Source organism: Leptothoe sp. PORK10 BA2 (assembly GCF_034932105.1).
Taxonomy (GTDB): domain Bacteria; phylum Cyanobacteriota; class Cyanobacteriia; order Phormidesmidales; family Phormidesmidaceae; genus Leptothoe.
Genome location: NZ_JAYGIG010000049.1, coordinates 1 through 24,016, shown reverse-complemented (window position 1 = coordinate 24,016; position 24,016 = coordinate 1). Strand labels below are relative to the sequence as shown.

General features: G+C 50.7%; 18 protein-coding genes. 10 read left to right on the top strand and 8 right to left on the bottom strand.

Annotation, left to right across the window (positions count from 1 at the left end):
- Nucleotides 1-290 precede the first annotated feature (290 nt).
- On the top strand, nt 291-1,598 hold the full coding sequence (locus tag VB741_RS11945) for a transposase (protein WP_323365406.1): 1,308 nt from the start codon (nt 291-293) through the stop codon (nt 1,596-1,598).
- Here the strand turns inward: VB741_RS11945 and VB741_RS11940 are convergent.
- The gene (locus tag VB741_RS11940; protein WP_323365405.1) at nt 1,576-1,749 is read right to left on the bottom strand and encodes a transposase; all 174 of its coding nucleotides are present in this window, start codon (nt 1,747-1,749) and stop codon (nt 1,576-1,578) included. The two genes, VB741_RS11945 and VB741_RS11940, sit on opposite strands and share 23 nt — an antisense overlap.
- A gap of 78 nt (nt 1,750-1,827) precedes the next feature.
- Here VB741_RS11940 and VB741_RS11935 point away from each other — a divergent pair, with 78 nt between their 5' ends.
- The gene (locus VB741_RS11935; protein ID WP_323365407.1) at nt 1,828-2,328 is read left to right on the top strand and encodes a sensor histidine kinase; all 501 of its coding nucleotides are present in this window, start codon (nt 1,828-1,830) and stop codon (nt 2,326-2,328) included.
- A 93-nt stretch (nt 2,329-2,421) separates the two neighbouring features.
- On the opposite strand, the gene VB741_RS11930 is transcribed toward VB741_RS11935, so the two are convergent.
- Nucleotides 2,422-4,008, bottom strand: a complete 1,587-nt coding sequence (locus VB741_RS11930; RefSeq protein ID WP_323365404.1) for a glucose-6-phosphate isomerase — start codon at nt 4,006-4,008, stop codon at nt 2,422-2,424.
- A gap of 332 nt (nt 4,009-4,340) precedes the next feature.
- Between VB741_RS11930 and ccsB the strand changes: the two genes are divergently transcribed.
- Complete coding sequence (gene ccsB / locus VB741_RS11925) at nt 4,341-5,330, top strand: c-type cytochrome biogenesis protein CcsB (RefSeq protein WP_323365403.1); 990 nt, start codon at nt 4,341-4,343, stop codon at nt 5,328-5,330.
- A 90-nt stretch (nt 5,331-5,420) separates the two neighbouring features.
- On the opposite strand, the gene VB741_RS11920 is transcribed toward ccsB, so the two are convergent.
- The gene (locus VB741_RS11920) at nt 5,421-6,080 is read right to left on the bottom strand and encodes an SDR family oxidoreductase (RefSeq protein WP_323365402.1); all 660 of its coding nucleotides are present in this window, start codon (nt 6,078-6,080) and stop codon (nt 5,421-5,423) included.
- A 538-nt stretch (nt 6,081-6,618) separates the two neighbouring features.
- Between VB741_RS11920 and VB741_RS11915 the strand changes: the two genes are divergently transcribed.
- Nucleotides 6,619-7,239, top strand: a complete 621-nt coding sequence (locus VB741_RS11915; RefSeq protein WP_323365401.1) for a DUF1997 domain-containing protein — start codon at nt 6,619-6,621, stop codon at nt 7,237-7,239.
- Between the two features lie 48 nt (nt 7,240-7,287).
- Here the strand turns inward: VB741_RS11915 and VB741_RS11910 are convergent, their stop codons facing one another.
- Entirely contained in the window at nt 7,288-8,040 is a 753-nt protein-coding gene (locus tag VB741_RS11910; RefSeq protein WP_442786343.1) for a DUF362 domain-containing protein, read from the bottom strand.
- 85 nt (nt 8,041-8,125) lie between these two features.
- Here VB741_RS11910 and folP point away from each other — a divergent pair, with 85 nt between their 5' ends.
- Both folP and VB741_RS11900 read left to right on the top strand, forming a co-directional pair.
- Nucleotides 8,126-9,226 (top strand): dihydropteroate synthase, encoded by a 1,101-nt coding sequence (gene folP, locus VB741_RS11905; protein ID WP_323365399.1) that lies wholly within the window; start codon nt 8,126-8,128, stop codon nt 9,224-9,226.
- A gap of 363 nt (nt 9,227-9,589) precedes the next feature.
- Nucleotides 9,590-11,512 carry a ShlB/FhaC/HecB family hemolysin secretion/activation protein gene (locus VB741_RS11900; protein ID WP_323365398.1) on the top strand — a complete coding sequence of 641 codons (1,923 nt, stop codon included), beginning with the start codon at nt 9,590-9,592 and terminating at the stop codon, nt 11,510-11,512.
- Here the strand turns inward: VB741_RS11900 and VB741_RS11895 are convergent.
- Complete coding sequence (locus tag VB741_RS11895; protein WP_323365397.1) at nt 11,509-13,263, bottom strand: EAL domain-containing response regulator; 1,755 nt, start codon at nt 13,261-13,263, stop codon at nt 11,509-11,511. The two genes, VB741_RS11900 and VB741_RS11895, sit on opposite strands and share 4 nt — an antisense overlap.
- A 587-nt stretch (nt 13,264-13,850) precedes the next feature.
- On the opposite strand from VB741_RS11895, the gene VB741_RS11890 reads away from it, so the two are divergent.
- Nucleotides 13,851-15,044, top strand: coding sequence for a glycosyltransferase family 4 protein (locus tag VB741_RS11890; protein WP_323365396.1), 1,194 nt, complete (start codon nt 13,851-13,853; stop codon nt 15,042-15,044).
- Between the two features lie 235 nt (nt 15,045-15,279).
- Here VB741_RS11890 and VB741_RS11885 read toward each other — a convergent pair whose 3' ends face one another.
- The 3 genes from VB741_RS11885 to VB741_RS11875 form a co-directional block, all read right to left on the bottom strand.
- Nucleotides 15,280-15,555, bottom strand: coding sequence for an ArsR/SmtB family transcription factor (locus VB741_RS11885; RefSeq protein WP_323365395.1), 276 nt, complete (start codon nt 15,553-15,555; stop codon nt 15,280-15,282).
- A 388-nt stretch (nt 15,556-15,943) separates the two neighbouring features.
- Nucleotides 15,944-16,666: a 16S rRNA (uracil(1498)-N(3))-methyltransferase gene (locus tag VB741_RS11880; protein WP_323365394.1), complete on the bottom strand. Its 723-nt coding sequence runs from the start codon at nt 16,664-16,666 to the stop codon at nt 15,944-15,946.
- A gap of 12 nt (nt 16,667-16,678) precedes the next feature.
- Nucleotides 16,679-17,767: a PstS family phosphate ABC transporter substrate-binding protein gene (locus VB741_RS11875; protein ID WP_323365393.1), complete on the bottom strand. Its 1,089-nt coding sequence runs from the start codon at nt 17,765-17,767 to the stop codon at nt 16,679-16,681.
- 689 nt (nt 17,768-18,456) lie between these two features.
- Here VB741_RS11875 and VB741_RS11870 point away from each other — a divergent pair.
- The 3 genes from VB741_RS11870 (at nt 18,457) to VB741_RS11860 (ending at nt 23,827) form a co-directional block, all read left to right on the top strand.
- Nucleotides 18,457-19,179 carry a peptidylprolyl isomerase gene (locus tag VB741_RS11870; protein ID WP_323365392.1) on the top strand — a complete coding sequence of 241 codons (723 nt, stop codon included), beginning with the start codon at nt 18,457-18,459 and terminating at the stop codon, nt 19,177-19,179.
- A gap of 131 nt (nt 19,180-19,310) precedes the next feature.
- A complete protein-coding gene (locus tag VB741_RS11865; protein WP_323365391.1) occupies nt 19,311-22,286 on the top strand; it encodes a peptidase domain-containing ABC transporter in 2,976 nt (991 codons plus the stop codon).
- A gap of 5 nt (nt 22,287-22,291) precedes the next feature.
- The gene (locus VB741_RS11860) at nt 22,292-23,827 is read left to right on the top strand and encodes an HlyD family efflux transporter periplasmic adaptor subunit (protein ID WP_323365390.1); all 1,536 of its coding nucleotides are present in this window, start codon (nt 22,292-22,294) and stop codon (nt 23,825-23,827) included.
- Nucleotides 23,828-24,016: the final 189 nt, after the last annotated feature.

Sequence of the window (24,016 nt, the reverse complement as noted above, 5' to 3'; positions counted from 1 at the left end):
AGGTTAAGCCCCATTAGATATAAGCAGACCACCCACACGCGAAGCGGCTGATGACGCCCCGAGAAGATACTTTTCGTCAGGTCATCAAAATCTCGCTCACAGCTCTGACAATGATAACGATGACGCTCAGGATAGGTCGTATGATTGATGCCTGTCCAAGTGTTAAATATCGAGCAGAGGAAAAGAGTATGAGAGGATACAGGTTACTCTAGAGCCAGTCGAGGATAGAGGTGTGTGTCGTGTTATCCGAAATCGTTAAAAGGTTTGCGCAAGAAAGCCCTATTAGCGTGATGATGCGAGGGTTGATGGAGTCGGTATTCCGTCCTGAGCGTTTAGATGACATCTTTGCGCGTCATGCCAAAGTCCAATATCAGCGAGAACTCCTGTTCTCGACCTTGGTGAATCTGTTGAGTTTAGTGGTGTGTGGCATTCATCCGTCGATGAATGCGGCCTACCGCAAAAAGGCCGACGAGATGAACGTCACTCGAAATGCGGTGTACGAAAAACTCAATGGTGTGGAACCTCAGGTGAGTCGTGCAGTTCTCAAAGAAACGGCAGCCGAGTTGTCTAAGTTGATGGATACGATGGGCGGCAAAAGTGCTCCGCTCTTGCCCGGCTATGAAATCCGTATTTTAGACGGTAATGGATTGGCCGCAACGGAGCGACGCTTGAAGGTCTTACGAGAGGTGGCCTCAGCGCCGTTGCCAGGGAAATCCCTGGTAGTGCTCGATCCAGAAAGACGGTTAGCAGTGGACATTTTTCCCTGTGAAGATGGCCATGCTCAAGAACGTCGATTGTTCAGTCAGGTGCTGAGCGTGGTGCAGGCGGGGGACGTCTGGATCGCTGACCGCAACATGTGTACCCAAGGGTTTCTGGTTGACATTGCCCAGCGCGATGCGGCCTTTGTGATTCGTGAACATCAGAATCTACCGTACCAAGCGCTCAGTGAGCTGACCTTGATTGAGACAGTGGATGCCGGAGAGATTTTTGAACAGCGTATCGAATTACAGTATGACGGGCACCGGGTTGAACTGCGGCGCATTGTCCTGCGATTGGCAACGCCAACCCGACATGGCGATACTGATATTGTCGTGCTCACCAACCTACCGACGACGGTGGCAGATGCGTCGACAATCCTGAGATTGTATCGAAACCGTTGGCGAGTGGAAGGCTTATTTTTAACGGTCACGATGAACTTTGAGGGGGAAATCAAAACATTAGCCTATCCCAAAGCCGCTCTGTTCAGTTTTACGTTAGCCTTGGTGGCTTACAACATTCTGGCCATCATCAAAGGGGCATTGGCCAGTGTTCATGGCGTAGAAACGATTGAAGAAACGGTGTCTGATTTCTATGTGGTCGATGAGCTACAGGGAGTGTATCGAGGCATGATGATTGCCATTCCACCTGAGCATTGGCAAAGCTTTCAGACTCTTTCCTTAATCGCGATGGCTGAACAACTCAAAGCACTCGCCAACCAAGTAAATCTGAAGCGGTTTCGAAAACAACCTCGCAAGTCCAAGAAGAAAAAGAAGAAACCACTCGTTCACGATCCTAAAAAGCCTCATGTTGCTACCGCTAGACTTTTATCTGGCCAATGATTAACACTTGGACAGGCATCGTCGTATGATTGCCTCGTTTTGTAATCGACTCAGACTGACAATGGGGACAGTGAACGCCATTCGGCCAGCGAAACTGACGAACGACGTCATAGCACTTTTCATCGTCAATGAGTCCGGTCAAGCTAATCATGGCCTGGGGCAGAGCTACTTCGCCATTCAGTCTATCCCATTAGCCCACAGACCTCCCTAAATTCCATATTGAGCCTTAATTTTAAAATATCGCCTCAAAGCTAACGAATCTCGTCCAGAGATTCACATCCTCCGCAACTATGGTGAACTACCCGAAATAGATTGTTTTCCGGGGCCCCTCAGTCAGGTATTTATGAACATTTTGGCCAATGCCATTGACATGTTCGATGAACTGGCTGAAAGCACATCCTTTGATGATCTCCAGCAAAATCCACAGCAGATCACAATTTGTACTCAACTCACCCAATCTCAGCAGGTGAAAATTTGCATTAGTGATAATGGCAAAGGCATTCCCGAGGAAATATGTGTCAAAATTTTTGATCGGATGTTTACAACCAAGCCCGTAGGCAAGGGAACTGGATTAGGACTTGCGATCGCACATCAGGTAATCACCGAAAAACATGGCGGTACTTTAGACGTTTATTCCCAACTGGGCCATGGCACCGAGTTTTCAATTTCGTTGCCAGTCGAACCATCCTCAACAAAAAACCTCTCTAAAAACGGCACTCAAACGGCTTGAGCAGGTCCCGTATTAAAGAGGTTTTGAGCGCTATGACTACAGTTAATCCGGAGGTTAATCCGGATTAGTCATGGCTGGCAGATGAGCTATCCACTACCGAGCCATCACCCGCATGGTGCCAGGATTACCTGCGTTACCATCAATCGCCACAAGACGACCATTGGCATCCAGATGCCGCACAATCTTATAAATATCCTCAACGGCATCGGGACGACCCAACTTGTCAGCTACTTCGGGCAGAGTCAAAGACCCACCCGTTTTAGCCAACACATCCACCACCATGTTCTGAAGATTGAGTACACTGGCCGCAGCTTTTTTACCTGCTTCCACACCGGGCTGATGATAAGCATTGATGTTGACCACCGCTGCGTATAGGCTGACCGCCCGCTCATACAGGGCAATTAGCGCCCCCACAATGGTCGGTGTTACCTCAGGAATCGTAATGGTGATGGATTGGCGATTGTTCTCATACAGAGCCTTGCGAGTACCGTGTAAAAAGCCCGATAGATAGTCCCCAGAGGTAACCCCTGGATCAATCTCCGTCGAACGACCCTCGCGATCCTTCAGCACCTCAATGAGGGTTACGAAAAAGTTGTTGACCCCTTCCCGTAGCTGCTGTACGTAGGCATGTTGGTCCGTCGATCCCTTGTTGCCGTATACGGCAATGCCTTGGAACACCTTGTTGCCATCCAGGTCGGTTTCCTTACCCAGGGATTCCATAATCAGCTGTTGTAGATACCGACTAAACAGCAACAGACTATCCTTGTAGGGCAAAATCACCATGTCCTTTTCGCCTTTGCCATTGCCGGTGTGGTACCAGGCTAGGGCCATCAACGCGGCAGGATTCTTTTTTAAGTCGGGCACCCGGGTCGCCGCATCCATCTGTTTGGCTCCGGCTAAAATGGCCCGAATATCGATGCCCTGAAGTGCCGCCGGGAGCAGCCCCACCGACGATAGTTCGGAGGTGCGTCCCCCCACCCAGTCTTGCATGGGGAACATGGCTAACCAGCCATCGGCTTTAGCCACTTTATCTAACTTGCTGTCCCGGCCAGTGGTGGCGACAGCATATTTTGAAAAGTTTAGCCCTCGTTTTTCATAGGCCGCTTTTACCTCGAGCATGCCGTTCCGGGTTTCTGGTGTGCCTCCAGACTTGGAAATCACTAACACCAGGGTGCTCTTTAAGCGATCGCCCAGCTTGGCCAGGGTTTTGTCCACACCCGCTGGGTCTGTATTGTCGATAAAGTGGATATTCAGCGGTGGATTTACGGGCCCAATGGCCTCAGCGACAAACTCTGGCCCCAGGGCCGAGCCGCCAATGCCGATGGATAAAATATCAGTAAATCGAACTTCACCGGGAGGGGTGATCGTAGCGGTATGAATCTGCTGGGTAAAATTTTCTATATCTCGTAAGGTGTCAACAATTTCACTACGCAGGTCGCTATTCGGGGCAAGATCGGGATCCCGCAGCCAATAGTGGCCCACCATGCGATTTTCATCTGGGTTTGCGATCGCACCCTTTTCCAATGCATCAACCGACTCAAACGCTTTTGTAAACCGAGGAGTGATGTCAGCTACAAAAGCATCATCGAACGTTACCCGACTGACATCTAAATAGATTCCTAGCTCCTCATTAAAATAAAGCCAGTCTTGATATCGTTGCCACAACGCAATCGCATCCATAGTTACCTCTCTAGGCTGCCGTTTTTTCTGTCATTAAACTATATTCACCTTCAACCCTGATGTTTTCCGTATAGAAAAATTCAGAGTTTATAGCCTGAATATGGTTCGGGCCATCTTCCAGGCCATTAATCTAATCCACCGACTGCCAGTGTAGTGACCATTCCGGCCTAGGATGCCAAAATTCTCGAAGGATTTCACGATTCGTTGTGGAAACCTTAACCACTGTGACAAACGGTCACACCCAGGGGCCCCATTTATTGAGTAAAATTGTAATGATCGTCACATCCAGGGTGGTCACCCAGTAAACCCCAGGGCTTCTTAATCACTTCCTCATGGATCTAGTCACGCTTCAAGGACTGCTGGATAACGTTTCCTTTGCTGTCCTGTTCATTACCATGCTGCTCTACTGGTGCAGCCTTGCCTTTTCTGGAGTCCCCTGGCTCAAGGTCTTGGGCACCACCGGCATGGCCATTGCCAACCTCTGCATCGCAGCCTTACTCATTGCCCGATGGATCGAAGGTGGCTATTTTCCCCTCAGTAATCTCTACGAGTCCCTCTTCTTCATTGCCTGGGGCATTACGGCCATCCATTTTGTCGCTGAACGCATGAGCCAAAGCCTCTGGGTTGGGGCCATGACCTCCCCAGCCGCCATGGGGATCACGGCCTTTGCTACCCTCACATTGCCCGACACCATGCAGCATTCCGAGCCCCTGGTACCTGCCCTCAAGTCCAACTGGCTGATGATGCACGTCAGCGTCATGCTGCTGAGCTATGCCGCTCTGATGGTGGGTTCATTAGTGGCGGTCGCATTTCTGATCGTCACCCGTGGTCAGGTGGTTGAGCTCAAGGGTAGTTCCGTGGGGACTGGGGGATTTCGCGATCGCAAATACACCCTCAAACGCATCGCCGAGAAAGCCAACCCTGAATCGGTCCTATCCACTGCAGGGGGCAGCACCGCCGTCCTAGAACAACCCAAAACCGCTGCTCTATCCATGCAGCGCCTCACCCTAGCCGACACCCTAGACAACATCAGCTACCGCATCATCGGCCTCGGATTCCCCCTCCTCACCATCGGCATCATTTCCGGCGGCGTCTGGGCCAACGAAGCCTGGGGCTCCTACTGGAGCTGGGATCCCAAAGAAACCTGGGCCTTAATCACCTGGCTAGTCTTCGCCGCCTACCTCCATTCCCGCATCACCAAAGGCTGGCAAGGCAGAAAACCCGCTTTCATCGCCGCCACAGGCTTTGTCGTAGTTTGGGTCTGCTACCTGGGCGTAAATTTGCTGGGTAAGGGCTTACACAGCTATGGGTGGTTTTTCTAATGCCATCTTGGACAGCTTTGACCTTGGCCGTCGGTGGGTACCCCTAAGGGGGGTGGGCCATATCCTAAATAACGGTGGGCCGTCCCCACCCTACGCCACCCCCGCAAACAAACGTTCAAACGATTGCTCCTGCGCCTCCGCACTCACCACAATCTCCACAATTTTATTCTCAGCCTCCGGCTCCCCCAGCGCCGCAATACAGACCTCTGCCACCTTCTGCCGAGGGATCCCCCCATCAAACAACGAATCCGCCGAGGCCATCACAATCGCCTCTCCACCATCCTCACTCCGTAACCCTCCGGGCCGCACAATCGTATAGGTCAAGCCACTCTTAACGATGTACTCCTCTGCCCGCTTCTTCCAAAACAACACCAACCAGAACAAATTCAACGGATGAAAAAAGTTTGACACACATAGGGATGACACGATCACAAACCGCTTCACCCCAGTTTCCTTCGCCACATCAACTAAATTCCTAGTCCCCACAAAATCCACCTGATAGGGACTCGTCACATCAAAACTCGGAGCCGCCCCCGTCGCACAAATTACCGCATCACAACCCGCCATGGCCGCCTTTAGGGAGGCAGGCTTTAACACATCCCCAACCACCACCTCCACACCATTCGCAAAATCCGCCTTGGCCCGATCCCGGACCATTGCTCGGACCACCATCGCCGCACCCGCCGCACTGAGCTGAGTCGTCACCCATCGGCCCGTCTTCCCTGTCGCGCCCACAACCAATACTTTCATGCCAGCTCCTTGACAACAGTCGCCATAATCGATTTCCCACCCATCAAACTATCAAACTGTAACGTTGACTGCACTCCACAGACAAATGCTCTGATATGAATAGCTTGAGCAATAAATAACTTAGATAGTCAATATTCCCAGCTTTACATTTGACCGTCCGTATCTATGAAAATCGTTAAGTCTGCAACGAAAAAATTGTGCTCCTCGAAAAATCGATTAAACTTAACGAAAAACAACAGAACTTAAGTTGATAGTTACGGGGGTTGACTATGCAACTGTTGTTCTTAAGTCCATATCCGTAGTTTGACGATGGCTACTTATTTTTTTTACTCAGTACCCTGGGACCATGGCAATTACCTATTAGCTTGTCCCATGGGCCTAACTTCCTTTAGACATGGCTCAAAGTTATCGCCAAATCGTTAGCAATCATGCCCTACATGTTGGTAGTTCATCTGTAGGCTGTCTTTGAAAATTTTTAAACTTTATGGACCTGTCTTCTCCGCAATACCCTTCATCAGGAATTTCTAGCATTGCACCGATGGCAACTACCCCAGAGCCATCCACCAACGCGGGTAGTGAAAATCTTCAGACCCCAGACATCATCGTTTTTGAAGGGTATTACGTTGGCAATATGGAGATGTTTGCCGACATTGATACCGTGGCCAACTACCTAGATTCCCATCAGGGATGGTTTTCTCGCTGTGCCCAGCCCATGGATGTTAAACCCATTGGTCACAACGGTTATGCCATTTCCCTAGGACGCTTTGGCAGTCTCAATTTTCAGGTTCAGCCAAAAATCGGTCTACATTTGCTACCCCAAAACGAGGGTGTTTATCGGATTGAGACGATCCCTGTTCCCGGTCATGAGCCCGAGGGCTACGATGTGGATTTTAAGGCGGCTATGTCCTTAGCCGAGAAACAGCTGCAGGAACTGCCCGTGGAGCAGGCCACCCATGTGCAATGGGAACTCAACCTCCAGACCAAAGTACAAATGCCAAAGTTTATTCAGGCGTTGCCCCAGTCATTGGTCAAGGCATCCGGCGATAGGTTGCTCAATCAGATTGTGAAGCAAATTTCCAAACGCCTTACCCGTAAGGTGCAGGAAGATTTTCACACCATGATGAACCTGCCCCTACCAGGACGGAGTCGTCGCCGCTAAAGGGTCGGTTTTAAGTCGGGTTTGTAAGTCGGGTTTGTAAGTCGGGTTTTAAATTTTGGTTCTGAGCTGTTCAATGGGGTCTAGGTAGTTAGCAACCGGTTCCTGGGCCAGCTGACAGGCCCGACGGTCGATTGCTAGCAGGTCCTCACCCCATACCACATGACCCAGATCAAAGCCTGTGCCCACGTCGGGTCGCCAGTCTTTACTAATAAACTTTTGACTACAGTCAGCCACCCCACCATCAAACAGGTGACCAATGGAGAAATAAACGTCCTGCAAAATCTGCGGGACCGAAGGCCGGTGCAGCTGCCCCCGAGAATTGGCGCTGCGGGCCTTGTATTTGGCCCTGGGAAATAGTCCATACAGATTTTTGAGGGTGGCTGAGACTAGGGGCTGCTCCTTGAGGCTGGTAATCTTAAAGGCACTGACGGAGATCCGACAGTCCACCTCCCTGAGCAATTTGGGAGCCCACATTTCTGCATAACGTACGGGCCTAGGTAGTTGGTTGGGGTAGGCAATACAGGGTAGGGTATCGGCATCTAACACTGCCATGCCCCCATCTAAAATGCCATAGAGACCGTTTTTACTGGCAATCTCTGCCAGGGATAACTGTGAGCAAACCCCCTCGACGATCAGAATTTCAGCCTGGGGGCTAGCCCGGCGCAAACCCTGGAGCACCTCAGATAGGACGGTCATGCCTACGGTCACCGGCGGGCCTTTGGGATAGCCCAGGTTGGGTTTTACTAAAATTCGCGTTGCCCCTTGGGCCGCTACTGGCGGACTATAAATAAAGTCTGCCACCTTAGCTGTGTGAGTCTTAGCAGTATGGACCTGTGCACTGGAGGTGGCTGTTTCCCCCCCTTGTTTTTGAGTAGTTTGAGCAGCCATGACCTTTACGGTGATCACCCGTGGTTTTAAGCAGGAATTTGAACGATGGACCGATGCGCTGGAAACCGCCAATGGCCTAAGGCCTCAGCTTAAAAGCTGGTTCGTTGACATTCGCATATTTGACGGTAAAAGCCTGGTATGGATGTACAGCAAGCTGCGCGCCCACCCAGAATACATTGGTCCTGGGACCTATGATCGTTTGGGTCGGTTGTTTATGGCTGAAGGCCAGGCCGCTAACCGCTCTCAGTGGACTATTCGCGGTCATCAGTTGAATTGGGGTGAGCGCACCTACTTGATGGGGGTGCTCAACGTAACACCCGATAGCTTTAGCGATGGCGGTCGGTTTAATTCGGTGGAGGCAGCCCTAGAGCAAGCCCGCAGGCTGCTAAGGGCCAAGATCGATATCTTGGACATTGGCGGCCAGTCCACCCGTCCTGGGGCTGAACAGATTTCCCTAGGGGAAGAGCTCAATCGAGTTGTGCCAGTAATAGAGGCCATTCGACGGGATCCAGACCTTGACCAAGCCGTAATTTCCATCGACACCACTCGGGCTGCCGTTGCCCGAGCTGCGATCGCAGCCGGGGCCGACATCATTAATGATATTTCAGGAGCCACCTATGAGCCCGACATGCTTAAAGTGGCCGCCGAAACAAAGGTACCCATTATTCTGATGCATTTGCGGGGGACGCCGGAAACTATGCAACAGATGACTGACTATGACGATCTGCTGGGGGAGATGGCGGAATTTCTGCGCCAGCAAATTGAACGAGCGGTGGCGGTGGGGGTACCCAGGCAAAATATTTGCATTGATCCGGGTATTGGATTTGCCAAAACCTATGGCCAAAATCTGGAAATTTTGCGTCGATTGCCGGATTTGGCCGGATTGGATTGCCCGATTTTAGTGGGGGCATCCCGCAAAAGCTTTATTGGTTGGATTTTGGATCAGCCCGATCCCCAGCAGCGTGAATGGGGCACAGCGGCAGCTTGTGCAGCGGCGATTGCGGGGGGGGCTGATATTCTGCGGATCCATAGTGACTCCATGGTGGATGTGACTAGGGTGGCTGATGCAATTTGGCGACAGCCTGGGCAGCCGTTGTGAGGTTCACAGGTGAGGTTTACCGTCAACTAGCTGGGCACTATCAAATTAATGCATGTTGATATCAAACCGAGACAAGTGACCGGAAATCTAAGTAAATCTTGGAAAGAGATAGGTTGTAAAGTCCTGCTGACAATATCTGCTGCCAGCAAGGGATGTCGTGGGCTGTGATACAGTCAGCACGGGTAAATTAGGTTTTGAGGCGTTGCTAATTTAGGGGCTGAGCCAATTTATAAAAAGGACACCATGGCAGATTTTGTAGATTAAATCATTCCGAGAATTAACAATACCGGTTTTGAAAATAGGTGGTGTTCAAGCGGACAACTGGTCATATCGCGACTATCTGGTGAAGAAAAGAGGAGACCCATGCGACAAAAACTGACAGTTCTTGTGTTGTTAAGTACCGTGATTAACCTCGGGGCAAGGACGATGGTGGAAGCTAGTGGCTTGAATAACCTGCCAGCATCAAAACTTTTAGGCTCCTCCCCATCAATACCGGTTGATTCACTCACAGAAGCAAACCTAACAGAGCTAACCGCAACAAAACCACAAGAAACGGGGCTAACAGAAACGGCACTCCCGTTCGCCCATCGGATAGAGCAAGCCAATGGTGTACCTTTACCAACCACTCCCCGGCCGGAGGCCATAGGCAGCCTAAATTCTCGTCAATCAGGTATTGTCGTGGCTCAGCAGGTGCCTGTAGCGCCCCCCCCTGCCGATAGCTTTCCAGAGCCCCTGCCAGAACCCCTACCAGAACCAGAACCTGAGCCGGTACTACCCACCACACCTGTGACGCCGCCTGGATCTACGGCCCCGCCCCCTGAGCCAGGTCCTACGGTGATGGTACAAAGCTTTAATGTGGTCGGTAGCAGCGTATTTGATGCATCTGATTTTGATCAGGTACTAGCTCCCTTTGTGGGCCAATCCTTGGGGATTGATCAACTCCGGCAAGCTGCGGACTCCATTACCCAGCTCTACTTAAATGAGGGATATATTACCTCACGGGCCGTGTTGCCAAACCAGCCCATTACAGATGGCATCGTTCAGCTACAAGTGATCGAAGGCAGTCTGGAGGAAATTCGTATAGAGGATGCCGACCGGCTGGCAAACTATGTGCGATCGCGCATCGAACTTGGTGCTAATACCCCCCTCAAGCAGTCTGACCTAGAGGATCAGCTGCGGCTACTGCGGGTTGATCCACTCATTGACAATATTGAGGCCAGCCTACGGGCCGGGACAGGTCTGGGGCAAAGTATTCTGGTGGTGCGGATTACAGAAGCCGATCCCCTGGAAGCTCACCTCACCCTGGATACGGACTCCCCCGTCAGTGTTGGGGTGGTCCGGATGGGAGCTAACGTCACCTATCGTAATCCTTTTGGCATTGGGGACCAGATTCGGGCCGCTGCCTATCGGGCTACAACTGGGGGGTCCCATCTCTATGAGCTGAGCTATAGCGCCCCCATCAATGCCATGAATGGCACGATCTCAGCTCGATTTTTGCCCAGTGAGTTTGATATTATCTCCCCTCAAAATCTAGCCGCCTTGGACATTGAAGGGGATGCCCAGGTCTATGAACTGACCTATCGTCAACCCCTAGTGCGTAATCCACGGGAAGAGTTTGCCCTCTCCCTGGGCTTCCGCCATCGAGACGGAGACACCCGACTATTGGGTCAGGACTTAACCAGTAATAGCGCCACTGTGATCCAATTTAGCCAAGATTATCTGCGGCGAGATGTCCAAGGAGCTTGGGCGCTGCGCTCCCAGTTCAACCTGGGGGTGGACTGGTTAGGCGCTACCAATGCCTCTTCTCCCTTACCCGACAGCCAGTTTGTCAGCTGGCTGGGACAGGTACAGCGGGCCCAAATTCTTAACCCTGATCACTTATTGATTCTGCAAGGGGATGTCCAGTTCGCCACCGACACCCTGCTGGGTTCGGAGCAGTTTGTTACTGGTGGCCGTCAATCGGTGCGGGGCTATAGCCAAAATGCCCGTTTTGGGGATAATGGTGTGCGACTGTCGGTGGAAGATCGCATTACGATTCAGCGGGATGAATCGGGAGCACCGATTATGTTGCTCAGTCCGTTTCTAGACATGGCGGCTGTATGGAATACCCAGTCTGGCACCACCGTCAACGATGATCGGTTTCTCCTCGGCACTGGGGTGGGCTTTACCTATCGCCCTGTGGAGGGCTTAGACTTGCGTTTAGATGTGGGTGTCCCCCTGGTGGACATTGATGATAGTGCCCCCCAAGATGTGTTTATCTATCTAGATTTTGACCTTGAGCTTTAGCGGGAGGTGACCCCCATGGTTAAAGGTCTGGGATGGGGTAATCCAGGCCGCCGGTTGGGAGAACGTTTGGTTGATTCCAGCAAAAGTGTTTCAAAATCTTGGGCCGAAAGCGCCGGGCTAAAGAGATAGCCCTGCATACTGTGGCACTTGAGTTGTTTGAGCACTGACAATTCTCTGGCGGTTTCCACACCGTTGGCAATGGTGGAGATATTTAAGCTCCGCGCTATATCCATGATGGCTTTGACAATTACCTGATTATTTGTATTTTGGTGGAGATTGCGCACAAAACACTTGTCTAACTTGAGAATGTTCACTGGTAAATCCGGCAAGTGACTCAGGGAACTGAAACTAAAGTCATCAATGGCTGGGCTAAACCCTCGCTTACTTAATTCTGCCAACAGTGATTTAGCCTGGCTTAGATCCTCTAGAATCAGCCGTTCAGGCAGTTCTAAATCGATCATGACCGGACTTATACTAGTGGCTTTTACCATGGCCATCAGCCGGTGGATAAAGTCAGAGCTGCGGAGCTGATAGGACGACAGATTAAGCGCCATGCTAATGGCTGAGAACTGCTTTTTTTGCCAATGGGTCAGCTGCCGTAGGGCTGTTTCTATGATCCACTCCCCCAAGGGCAACATCAGCCCGTTCTCTTCTGCTACTGGGATAAACTGAATGGGCAATATCTGGTTTTCCTCCGGCGTATACCAGCGTACCAGGGCTTCTGCGCCAACGATCTGACCGCTGCTTAAATCCACCTGGGGTTGAAAGTAAAGCTGTAATTCATCTCCCTGAATGGCCCGCCGCAGTCGCTCTGCCAGGGATAGGGATGGGCCATCTAGGGCGGCACCGATCGGGGAGCTGTCTAAGGTTTTAAGCTGAGCCAGATCCGGGTGAACCATGGCCTCAATGTGAATATCGGGCACCAGTCGGTGATTGTTGATCACCATTGGTTGTTGTAATTCTGTTTGTAAATTGACCATGGCTGTGTCCCAGGCAGCTTTGCTGTCAGCCTGGGTGGGCGGCTCCGACGCCCTGAAAAAGACAGCAAACCGATCTCTCCCGACATAGGCTAGGGTCAGACATAAAGCGGAGTCAAGCCCCCAATCTTGCTCCCGCTCCTGCCATTGGCGGAGTTGTTGCTCCATGGTTTGGAGAACTAGCTGTCCCAGGACATGGCCATAGTCGGCACATAGGTCACTATAGTTACGGAGTTGGATGACCCACAGACTGGACCCGGGAGATTGCTTGAGCTGTTCCAACTGTATTTCCAGCTCGGTTAGGTTGGTCGGAGAGGTCAGTTGCTCGTAGGGGCTTTTTATGGGTGAGGCGGGTGAGGCGGGGGGCGAAGTCTGGAAAGCCTGGGCAAAGTACTGGGCCAGTTGCTCACGCTTGGTGAGTTGGGTCCTTACAGCCTGTAAAAAATCTGGCAGGTCAATCGGTTTGGTCAGATAGTCATCGGCCCCCTGTGCCATGCTGCACCGGAATGTCTCTGGGGTGCCATGGTCAGTCACCATGATCACCGGGATGGCCGTGGTTATGGTGTGCGATCGCAACCGCTCTAACACATCATAGCCACTGATATCGGGTAGGTTGATATTGCACACAATCAGCTGGGGCTGGTGTTGCTGCGCCAGCTGCATCCCTTCGAGTCCTGTCGCTGCCTGCAGGGTGGCAAAGTCATTCAGGGCCAGCGCATTACAAAAAAACGTGGCTAGTTTCGTATCATCGTCAATCACTAAAATAGTTGTCATGGCAGTAGAGGTTGCAGGCATCAGTATGGGGAGGGAGTGATCTAGATCCGAGCAGTATCAGCACCGACGCATCTCGCCATCGATAGGGTACCCAGCCTTAGGAGTGGTGTTTTAGGAAGGTCAGTTACCCCTAAGGGTCAATCGTCCCGGTTCCATGGGTAAATTTTCTGAGTACGTTAGCCGCCAATGGGATGAAAAATGATACTGATTGCTTCTGTCTACCCTGGCCTGAACAACCATGGGTCCCCCGCCCGGTGGGTTGAATAGTCATGTTTACAGAGCTAATGGGCTATGTTGAAGAGTCTGTGAAGACTATGCAAAGGTCGAAACATCACCAGGGACGAAAGATTTTCTTCTGTAAAGTATTTACTATAGGGACATTGCCTTCCATGATTTATGGCTGGCAATATCTAAAAAGGGGCGTTAATTTCCCCATTAACTTAAGCTTCTGGCGACTTCTGGCAGTTGTTAACCCGTTTTATGGGTTGATTCAGCCCCACGGATTGACACGTGGCTCTATAAATTATTTTCAACGAAACTTACTTAATTATCACTAACCTCTTACATTAACTACCTAGCCATTTTTTATGGACTTACAGCATCTACGTTTACTCCTCGTTCAGGGCAACGAGCCTTACCGTTATGGCATGGAGAGTGGGACTCTGACTGCCGAGCAGCTGACTGTACTTGAAGGGCTGACGACTTGGGGTTTTCAGCTACAGGAAGTAGGTGTATTGGGATGCGCCACGGACGAGATTTATGACGACATTCTAGATACGGGGGTCCGGGTGATCGGCAGTGGTTTACCAGACACCAATGAGCCTATTCCTAGACAATTGGCGGACTTTTGCCCGACCCATTTGGTGATTGATGTCCCCGATCCTGCACTTTTTCGTTGGGCCACTCGTCAGCAGGTGCACTGTATAGGCATGTTTCGGGACAACCTGAGGGAACCTGGCCTCAGACAGCGATGGGACAACTATCAGTTGTCTAAGGCTTTAAACCATGCAAGGGTGGACTGGGTAGGGGGTCTGGGTATTGAGCAGTGCGAATCCTTGGCTCAAATCGGTGTCCTCCGGAACAAGCTAATACCTTGGGATTGGCCCCCCTCAAACCGGGCTGAATCCTTTGAACCCAAACAGTTGAAGGTTCGACCTGATCCATTACAGTTAATCTATGTAGGTCCCCTTTTCTCCACCAGAGGAATTGGTGACTTACTGGTGGCGACAGCTCAGCTCAAGGCCCAGGGGTGGAATATTCATCTGAAGCTAGTGGGCCAGGGCGATAGGCAGCGATTTGAGATCCAAGCAAAACGCCTGCAACTGGATCATGTGGAATTTATTGATCATGTCCCAGACCATAGCTTGGTGTATTTGATCCGTCAGGCCGACCTGGTAGTCATGCCTAGCCGCCATGAATCACCGGAAAATTCCAATGCGATCCTCAACCATTGCCTCCAGGCCCACACCCCTATCTTGGCTTCCGATCACCCCATGTTTGCCGGTAGTCTGAGCCACGGTGTCAATGCCATGATTTTCCCGGCGGGTAATGCCCGTGCCCTTTCCCAAAGTGTTGCCTACCTATTGAACCATCCGGAAACCTATGCCAAACTATCGGCAGCTAGTCAGTCCAGTTGGCAATCTCTCCAGCTACCGGTAAATTGGCTCTCCCTACTGGAACATTGGTTACAGGGGACTATCGCCGATCAGCAATGGTTACAGCAGTATGCTCTCTCGGCCCTGCTTTACCAGGGACGGTCTGCCTCCTTGGTACAAGCCTGATCTTAAGCCCTAGCAGTATGCTCTCTCGGCCCCGCTTTACCAGGGATGATCTTGCCGCTTGGTAGAGTCCTGTACTAAACAATGGATGTTAATTCCTAGGTATATGGGCCAAAACAAAACCGTAATCTCTAGGAGATTACGGTTTTATCATTACTTAATGAGTTAGGGAAAGGTCGAAAATGCCGATATTCTTCTAGTTTTTGGCATTCTCTCGATAGTCGCGTAGCTTAGTCAGCTAATAGTTAGAAAGGTAGCTCTCCAAAATATTAAACTGATCAGCGTTAAGACTATAGTACATCCAACGACCCTGCTGACGGGCGGTGACTAGGCCTGCCTGCTTGAGGGTCTTAAGGTGAAAAGAGAGTTTTGACTGGGCGATGCTGAGACGGTCACACATGTCACCGACACAAAATTCTCCTTCCCGTAGAAGCTCTAATACTTGGATGCGAATCGGTTCTGATAGAGCGTGAAATCCTGAAAATACGTGATCCTGGTTAGTTGTGCTATGCATGGTAATTGATTAATGAACACTAAACCCCATATCCAAATGTAGGCAAGTTTAAATTCACTTACCTATGTCATCTGAACTTTTTTAAAACTAGCCAACGATAAATTGGCTGGTAATCCGGACAAATACGCGAGATTTGTTTATATCAGCTTCATTGAAGCAACACTCTTCTCTGCGCAAAAATTAATTCTTGGATGCCCCTTGATCCTGGCAGTAGACATTGGTTGGTCTCGATGGAGTCCTGATTAGTTGAGCAATGTATGGTAATCGATGGATCAATGCCACACTCTCTAGCCAAGAACAGGCAACCTTTTTATCTAAAACTTTATATTTTCTTTAACGTAATCAAGGTTGAGTTATCTGGCCATCCGAACAAATACGCGAAAATTGTTTACATCAACTGCTCCCGAACTGACGAAATGATCGCTAGGGCGGTAAGTGAAGCTGTTGTTGCTCGTAATATTCCGGAACCAAGAGATGTTTTTTGATAGCCATGTGCGATCGCAACCGTGATTTCCTCAGGTGTCCAGCCCCCTTCTGGGCCAACTACCACCTGAATCGATTGCTGAGGAGAATCGCTCAGAAGTGTCTGAACACAAGGTAATAGGCCAAGTGCATTGACCCGAGTAACGCAAAAATAGTTCCCAATCGTTACATCCTGATCATTGATCCATTCAGTAAATTTGAGGGGGTGGGCGATCTCGGGCACATAGCCTCGCTCACATTGTTCCGATGCTTCCTGGGCAATGCGTTGCCAACGCTCTAGCTTTTTAGGACTGGGTTGGAGTACCGTCCGTTGACTGATCAGAGGTTGGATCGCCGTTACCCCAAGCTCAGTGGCCTGACGGACCACATCATCAAACCCGGTTTTGGGTAATGCGGCCACCAACTCTAACGTCGCTGGCTTTAAGACTGGGGCCAAGGCAGAGAGAATTTTAGCTTGGTCTGGATTGTCTGTCAGCTGACTCTGCCACTGGTGTCCTTGACCATCCTGGGCAATAAACACATCACCTGGGTTTAACCGGAGTACCCGTTGTAAATAATGAACTTGATCAGGAGTCAACTGCAGCCTATCGGCCACCTGTTGGGCTAGGTCAATGGTAATACGCTGCATGGATTAGCTAGCCTACTGAATACTGACAAACCCAGCCTGGTCAATCAAGGACTGTCCGACAGGGGAGAGCAAAATATTAACGTAGGCTCGCCCGGCGGATTCATCGATGGCCCCATCAGCTTTGACAATGACAAACAGACGTCGAGTTAACGGGTAGCTGCCCTCACGAAATGCTGTTTCATTCACCGTGTTGGTCTGATTCAAGCAGTCTTGACCTGTTCTCCAGGTATCTGCAAAGGGGGGAATAAAATTATTAGTTTGATTTTGGGCAGCCAAGGGAATGGCATAGATCAAGCACTGGTCGACCACTTCCGGGGCTGAGGCATAGTAAATCCCCCCCTTATTATTGATCACCTGTCGGATACCGGCGGTGGTGTCATCAACAAAGATCACGGTTTCACTGAAGGCATCGGCTGCTATGACTTCCTCTAGAAAGTAGTTGGCGGTTCCGGTAGTCTCGGGGGAACGACTGTAGGCCGTAATGGGTAGATTGGGGCCGCCTAGTTCTGACCAGTTGGTCACCTTTCCTGTATAAATGGCCTTGATCTGGTCAACGTTGAGACCCGCCATGCCCAAATCTGGATGAACGGCCAAGGCAATGCCGTCGATGGCGACTGGAATTTGCTCCAGGGTAAAGCCACGCTGTTGGGCAGATTCATATTCCGTGGGTTTGAGGGGCCGGGAGGATTCCGAAAATGATAACTGGCTATCTAAAAGCATCTTGATGCCGGTGCCTGATCCCGGGATACCGCTAGACGGCAGCGTATATCGCAGTTGAAAGTCAGGAAACGAGGCGGTAATTACATTGTTGATCGGTTCATGCAGTGGAATCCAGGTGGTGCTGCCACCATAGTTAAATAGCCCCTGGGGCACATTCTGAATATCGCTTAACGGGGCTCCAGATGATTCCTCATCCGGAGTTCCAGCATTAGGGATGCTACTTTGATTATTTTTTTGAGTACTTTGATTATTTGTTGACTGAGATCCTAGTTCGAAACCTCCCCCTACAAACCAGGCGACCAGGGCAAATGCCCCAGCAATGAGGCCTAATCCGATCAGGGTAACCGTTATCAGAATTTTATTATCTTGCGGTTTTTGCATATAAGTATTAGCAATATTGGTTCAGACCGTTGCAGCAGTTGCCTAAGACGATACAGGAGTGGCGGTATAGGAGTTTGGCTGATGAGGTGGGCGACAACCAGTTGCAGCATGTTGAGTATCTATACCCGTGCGAATAGCGCAGCACAAGGCCGGGATAACTATCCCCATGGACTTAGCAGCGATTGAGAATCCATGGTTGACCCGATGGATTGAACGGTCACGGTCGTCAGTTTAAACAGATGTCAAATGACGCAAATGTATGTAAAAACGACCGGAATAGGTGCATGATTTGTGAAGGGGTAGTTAAGTTCCCTGATTAGGCTTATTCATATAACGAGCTAATTTAAGCTGATAATTTAATTTAATCTGTATATCTAAATCCATATGTTGAAGTAATTATCCGGTTACTACCTATCCAGAAAAATTGTTTAAGGCTTGAATTTAAATGGGAAAGCTTAATCGCAATCCTGATTAGGAACTCTGTAAAATCATCTCAATCCCATACGAGCAATCATAGTGATTTTTTCTGGTGCTTAGTTTGGAGCTATTCAAACTAGGGTGGCTTTCTCTGATGACAATTGAGTCTTGCTTGAGATTCAGCTTTTATGTTCGTCTATGGCTATGTGCTAATTGTCGTCACTGACCGTCAGATATATCGCTATATTGCTTAGTCTATCAGGGTTTTCATCATGTCAGCAGTCCTAAAAATTGGCGATTCAGAGCTGGATATTCGCACGTTGCTAGAGCAGCTGCAGCAGCACCAGCTTTTACCTAGGCTGGTGCAGGAGGTGGTGATGGATCAGGTGATCGAATCGGTTGCTTGCGATCCTGAGGAGGCCTATAGGACGTTCTGTCAGCAACGTAATTTGCTGACTGAAGAGCAGCAGCAAGCCTGGCAAACGCAGCAGAAGCTGACGCAGGAGCAGATGTATATGAGGGCTCTAAGGGATGCAAAAATTGCCAAATTCAAGGAGGATAGCTGGGGGAACCAAGCAGAATCTTATTTTTTGGAGCGTAAGACCAAGTTGGATCGGGTGATCTATTCACTGATTAGAACCAAGGATCCTAGCCTGGCTCAGGAACTCTACTTCCGACTCAATGATGATGGGGAATCATTTGCTGATTTGGCTCGGCATTATTCGGAAGGTCAGGAGGCTCAAACCGGTGGCCTGATTGGCCCTGTGGAACTGAGTGTGCCCCATCCCATGATTGGTCGTATGCTCTCGGTTAGCCAGCCGGAGCAGCTGTGGTCCCCCACTCCAATTGGTGAATGGTATGTGATTACTCGGTTAGAAAAGTTTGTCCCGGCCCAGTTTGACGATTCGATGCGTCAGCGATTGATAGATGAACTGTTTAATACATGGCTTATGGAAAAGGCCCAGACCACCGCTGTTCAACCTCTTTTGCTCTGATGGGAAATGACCTAGAGCGGCGCTGTTCAACCTCGTTTGCCCTAATGGAAATGACCTGAAGCGGAGCTGTCCAGCCTCTTTTGCCCTGAAATGTCAGCCGCTTACGCGCGCATAGTTCACGTGCATAACCTATGACTTATACCGTAAATCCTATAGATCAACAGTTAGGCAATGTCGCGCCCTTCGACCGCCTCCCGGTCGATGCGCTACAGGTATTGTCTGAGAATAGTCAATTGCTGCGCTACCGTATGGGACAGCCCATCTTGAGGCGGGAGACCATGCCCCACCAGGTAGTTTTGATCCAAGAAGGGCAGGTCCGCCTGTTGGGCTATGATCCCTATACTAAAAACCCCATTACCCTGAAGTTATTAGGGCCAGGGGACATTTTGGGTCTGGCAGGTCCGGCGCGGGGGGTGGCCTGTGAAAGTGCGATCGCATCCACTGAAATTGTGGCCGTGGCGCTGCCGGTTACCATCATCAAGCAGATGATCACCAGCTATCCCAGCTTTGGCAGTGCCATTCAAAATTACTGCTACCTGGCAGAATTATTTGAAATCCTCAGTAAATACTTTGAAAATCAAGCTCACAACGTGGGCGACATTGCCCAACTGACGACAAAGATCCAATCGGCGGGGATCTCCATTCGGGAGGTACCCCAGGGCCAACTGAAACATAGCGACCTTGACAGTCAGCGGCTATGGTTCATTAGCCGGGGCAATATCGCCTCCCACGAGCAGGGCGGACAGCTCAGCCCCTCCATGGCCTCTACCCAGGTGCTCAGTACCGGTGGGGCGCGCCTATTGGGGATTCCATCGACGGTAATTGCCTCCCAGGTGGAAACTAAGGCAGCGGCAGTTCTCAATGACGACCCTTGGGACCCCACCGATGCGGTGCCCGATATTCCCTACGCCGATGCCATCCCAATGGACATGGGGATGGATGCCGACGCACCGAGCGGTAGTAAAAACTATCCCCACATCCGCGCTCGGGGTGAGGATGATGCCCTGGTGGCTTGCTTCGAAATGCTGGCCAAGCATTTTGGCATGCCCTTTAAGCGGGATGTGGTACGTCGGGTACTGACCAATCAAAAGGCTCGCTTGGGTCAGGTTTCTTTGCCTGCCTGCGGAGCGGTGGCCGACATGCTCGGTCTGAAACCCCAGCTGGCGAAGGTTCCCGCCAGCGCCATTGGTCGTCTGCCCAAGTTGGCCTTAATCAAATGGCGCGATAGCTACGCGGTGATTTATGAAACCTCAGCTAAGAAGTACGTCATCGGTTGCCCGACGGATAAGGGTCTGGAGCGCTACTCCCCCCAAACCTTTGAGGAACTGTGGGGACCGGAGGGTGAGGTCCTTTTACTAGAAACTACGTCCCAGACGCCCCAGCAACGGTTTGGTCTGTCGTGGTTTACGCCGTCCCTGATCAAATATAAGTGGGTTTTGGTGGAGGTGCTGGTTGCCTCGTTCTTCTACCAAATCTTTAGCCTGGCCAACCCCCTAATGATCCAGGTGATTATTGACCGGGTGATTGTGCAGCAGAGTGTGGACACGCTCCATGTGCTGGGGATTTTCCTGGTGATTGTGGCGGTGTTTGAGGCTATTCTCGGCAGTCTGCGCACCTATCTATTTGTCGATACCACCAACCGGATCGACATGACCTTGGCGTCCCAGACCATCGATCATTTACTGCGGTTACCGCTGAAATATTTTGATAACCGTCCGGTGGGGGAACTTTCTAGCCGGGTCAATGAGCTGGAAAATATTCGTCAGTTTCTCACCGGTACCGCTCTGACCGTTGTGCTAGATGCGGTTTTCTCAGTGGTCTACATTGTCGTCATGCTGATTTACAGCGTCAAGCTGACGTTGGCATCCCTGTCGACGATTCCCCTATTTTTGGGGCTGACGTTGTTTGTCTCGCCGATTGTGCGTCGCCAGCTGCGGGCCAAGGCGGAGCAACATGCCAGAACCCAATCCTTCTTGGTGGAGGCCCTATCAGGTATTCAAACAGTTAAGGCACAAAATATTGAGCTGAATACCCGGTGGAAGTGGCAGGATCGCTACGGTCGCTATGTCAGCGATGGCTTTAAGAATGTATTAACCTCCACCACTGCTGGCTCAGCCAGTGGATTCCTGAATAAACTGTCGGGTTTACTGGTGCTTTGGTTTGGTGCTTATTTGGTGCTAGAGGGGGATTTGACCCTGGGTGAACTGATTGCATTCCGGATTATTTCGGGCTATGTGACCCAACCCCTACTGCGGTTAACCCAGCTGTGGCAAAACTTCCAGGAGACGGCTTTGTCCCTGGAGCGGCTCAGCGACATCATCGACCATCCCCAGGAGCAGGAGGAAGAACAGCGCAGCCAAATTCCCATGCCGGACATCAAAGGCCATGTCCGTTATGAGAATCTATCCTTCCGATTTGGGGCATCTGGCCCGCTCCAGCTGTCAAATATTAATGCTGAGTTTCCGGCGGGGCAGTTTGTCGGTTTGGTCGGTCTCAGCGGCTCCGGTAAAAGTACCATGATGAAACTTTTGCCCAGGCTATATGAGCCCAACTCGGGCCGGATCTTGATTGATAACTACGACATCAACAAGGTGGAACTTTACTCCCTGCGGCGGCAGGTGGGAATTGTACCCCAGGATAGTTTGCTGTTTGAGGGCACGATTCAGGAAAATATCTCCCTGACTAACCCGGAAGCTACCACGGATGAGGTGATTGAGGTGGCCAAGATTGCCTGCTGTCACGAATTTATTATGGGGATGCCGGTGGGGTACAACACCCGCGTCGGGGAACGGGGGTCCTCCCTGTCCGGGGGACAGCGCCAGAGAATTGCGATCGCACGAACCATTCTACAAAATCCCCGTCTACTGATTTTGGACGAGGCCACCAGTGCCCTCGACTATGACACCGAAGCCCAAGTATCCGCCAACCTAATGAAGTGGTCCAAAGGCCGCACCGTGTTCTTCATCACCCACCGTCTAGGAGCTTTGCGTACCGCAGACAAGATCCTAGTGATGGACCAGGGTTCCATTGTCGAAGAAGGTAATCATGAAGAACTCCTGGCCCTCAAAGGACGCTACTACTGTCTACACCAGCAACAAGGGGGTTAATCGGCATGACTACGTCTCAACTACCAAACAACGGTATCCCTAACGACCCGGCGGCCAATGGACAGGTTCAGCCATTTGACCAGCCCGTCATTTTGCGCCAATCTCCCCTCTGGGCCCAGGCCATTATCTGGGCGATTGTAGGGGTTACCAGCGCCAGCATTCTATGGGCCTTTTTGGCCCGAGTCCAAGAAACCATTCCAGCCCAAGGCAAACTAGAACCTGTTGGGGTGGTCCAGCCGGTACAAACCCCCAGCGGGGGTGTAATTGAAAAAATCCATGTGAAAGAAGGCGATCTAGTTGAGAAAGGCGATATATTAATCACCTTTAACCAATCAGCCGCCAAGACCGAACTGGAATCTTTACGCATTATTCAGGAGCAGTTGGCCACCCAAACCGCAGCTTACCGAGCCGAAAATCCTGGAGGTGACGGTAGGATAGTGCCACTGACTAGCGATCTACAACAGCGCCTAGAAGAAAAAAACCAACTAGAAACCAGCAATCGGATCTATCAAGCCCAGATTGACGGCAATACGGCGGGACTATCGGCTGAGGCTGCCGCCGATGTTACCAGTGCCAGGGGAGAAGCCCAGGCTCGCCAGACCCAAAATCAAGAGCAAATTAAAGACTTAAACGGTCAGCTCAGCCAAGCCCGCGCCGAATTGCAAAATGCTTCCAACGATCTAACCACTAACCAAGAGATCCTTGAACGTCTAGTTAGGTTAGAAGAACAAGGTGCCGTCGCAGAACTCAGCCGACTACAGCAAGAGCAGGAAGTGAGCACCCGCATTACCCGAGTCAGTACCTTAAAGGATGAAATCAGCCGTCTCGATGCCCAAATAAAACAGGCTGAGACCGAAATTAAGCGGGCTGAATTCGAATTTGAAAATGCCCGTCGCAGCCAAATTCGCAGCAATCTTGAACAGATTTCATCCATTGACAGTAACCTGGGGCAGACGGTGCTACAAAATGAAACCCAATATCAAGAACTCGATAGCCGCATTGCCCAATTGGAAGAGCAGCTGCAGTTCCGTGAACTTACAGCTCCGGTAAGTGGTGCCGTCTTTAACCTCAAGGCTAACCAACCGGGCTATGCGGCCAACTCCACTGAACCCATTCTAGAGATTGTGCCCCAAAATAATCTCATTGCTCGGGTATTTATTCCTAACAAAGACATTGGTTTTGTGCAGTTAAACGATGACTGCCGAGCCGCTGTCCAAGCGGAGGATCAGTCAGGTATTGCAGCTAATTGCAAATCCGTCGATGTGCGCATTGATGCCTTTACCTACAGTGAGTATGGCGATATTGACGGCCATTTAATCAGCATTGGCTCCGATGCCCTACCCCCAGACGAAATCTTTCCATTTTATCGGTTTCCCGCCGAGATTCAGCTCCAATCCCAGATTTTAGAATCTAGGGGTAATACTTACACACTCCGTTCTGGCATGTCCATAAATGCCAATATCAAAACAGAAAAGCGCACGGTGATCTCCTTCTTTACCGATTTGTTTGTTCGCAAAAAAGACAGCTTCTTCTCAAAATAAAGGTCCCAGCACAGAATATTTTCCTTGATCAAAACCGGCTGAATTTTCCCAATTGGGAAAATTCGTAACTACTCAGGCTGGGGTAGGAGAGTTATAGGGTTTCCAGAGAACAATCCCATGAGGGCATCCAGAACGTTATGCCCCTGTTTGCGTAGAGTGGATAGGTAACCGCGAATACGGCAGAACATC

Coding starts and splice junctions, on each gene's coding strand:
- VB741_RS11875 (WP_323365393.1), bottom strand. CDS start 17,767: ATGCAAAAACCGCAAGATAATAAAATTCTGATAACGGTTACCCTGATC.
- VB741_RS11890 (WP_323365396.1), top strand. CDS start 13,851: ATGGACTTACAGCATCTACGTTTACTCCTCGTTCAGGGCAACGAGCCT.
- VB741_RS11900 (WP_323365398.1), top strand. CDS start 9,590: ATGCGACAAAAACTGACAGTTCTTGTGTTGTTAAGTACCGTGATTAAC.
- VB741_RS11885 (WP_323365395.1), bottom strand. CDS start 15,555: ATGCATAGCACAACTAACCAGGATCACGTATTTTCAGGATTTCACGCT.
- VB741_RS11945 (WP_323365406.1), top strand. CDS start 291: ATGATGCGAGGGTTGATGGAGTCGGTATTCCGTCCTGAGCGTTTAGAT.
- VB741_RS11880 (WP_323365394.1), bottom strand. CDS start 16,666: ATGCAGCGTATTACCATTGACCTAGCCCAACAGGTGGCCGATAGGCTG.
- VB741_RS11865 (WP_323365391.1), top strand. CDS start 19,311: ATGACTTATACCGTAAATCCTATAGATCAACAGTTAGGCAATGTCGCG.
- VB741_RS11930 (WP_323365404.1), bottom strand. CDS start 4,008: ATGGATGCGATTGCGTTGTGGCAACGATATCAAGACTGGCTTTATTTT.
- VB741_RS11940 (WP_323365405.1), bottom strand. CDS start 1,749: ATGATTAGCTTGACCGGACTCATTGACGATGAAAAGTGCTATGACGTC.
- VB741_RS11915 (WP_323365401.1), top strand. CDS start 6,619: ATGGCAACTACCCCAGAGCCATCCACCAACGCGGGTAGTGAAAATCTT.
- VB741_RS11920 (WP_323365402.1), bottom strand. CDS start 6,080: ATGAAAGTATTGGTTGTGGGCGCGACAGGGAAGACGGGCCGATGGGTG.
- folP (WP_323365399.1), top strand. CDS start 8,126: ATGACCTTTACGGTGATCACCCGTGGTTTTAAGCAGGAATTTGAACGA.
- VB741_RS11860 (WP_323365390.1), top strand. CDS start 22,292: ATGACTACGTCTCAACTACCAAACAACGGTATCCCTAACGACCCGGCG.
- ccsB (WP_323365403.1), top strand. CDS start 4,341: ATGGATCTAGTCACGCTTCAAGGACTGCTGGATAACGTTTCCTTTGCT.
- VB741_RS11870 (WP_323365392.1), top strand. CDS start 18,457: ATGTCAGCAGTCCTAAAAATTGGCGATTCAGAGCTGGATATTCGCACG.
- VB741_RS11895 (WP_323365397.1), bottom strand. CDS start 13,263: ATGACAACTATTTTAGTGATTGACGATGATACGAAACTAGCCACGTTT.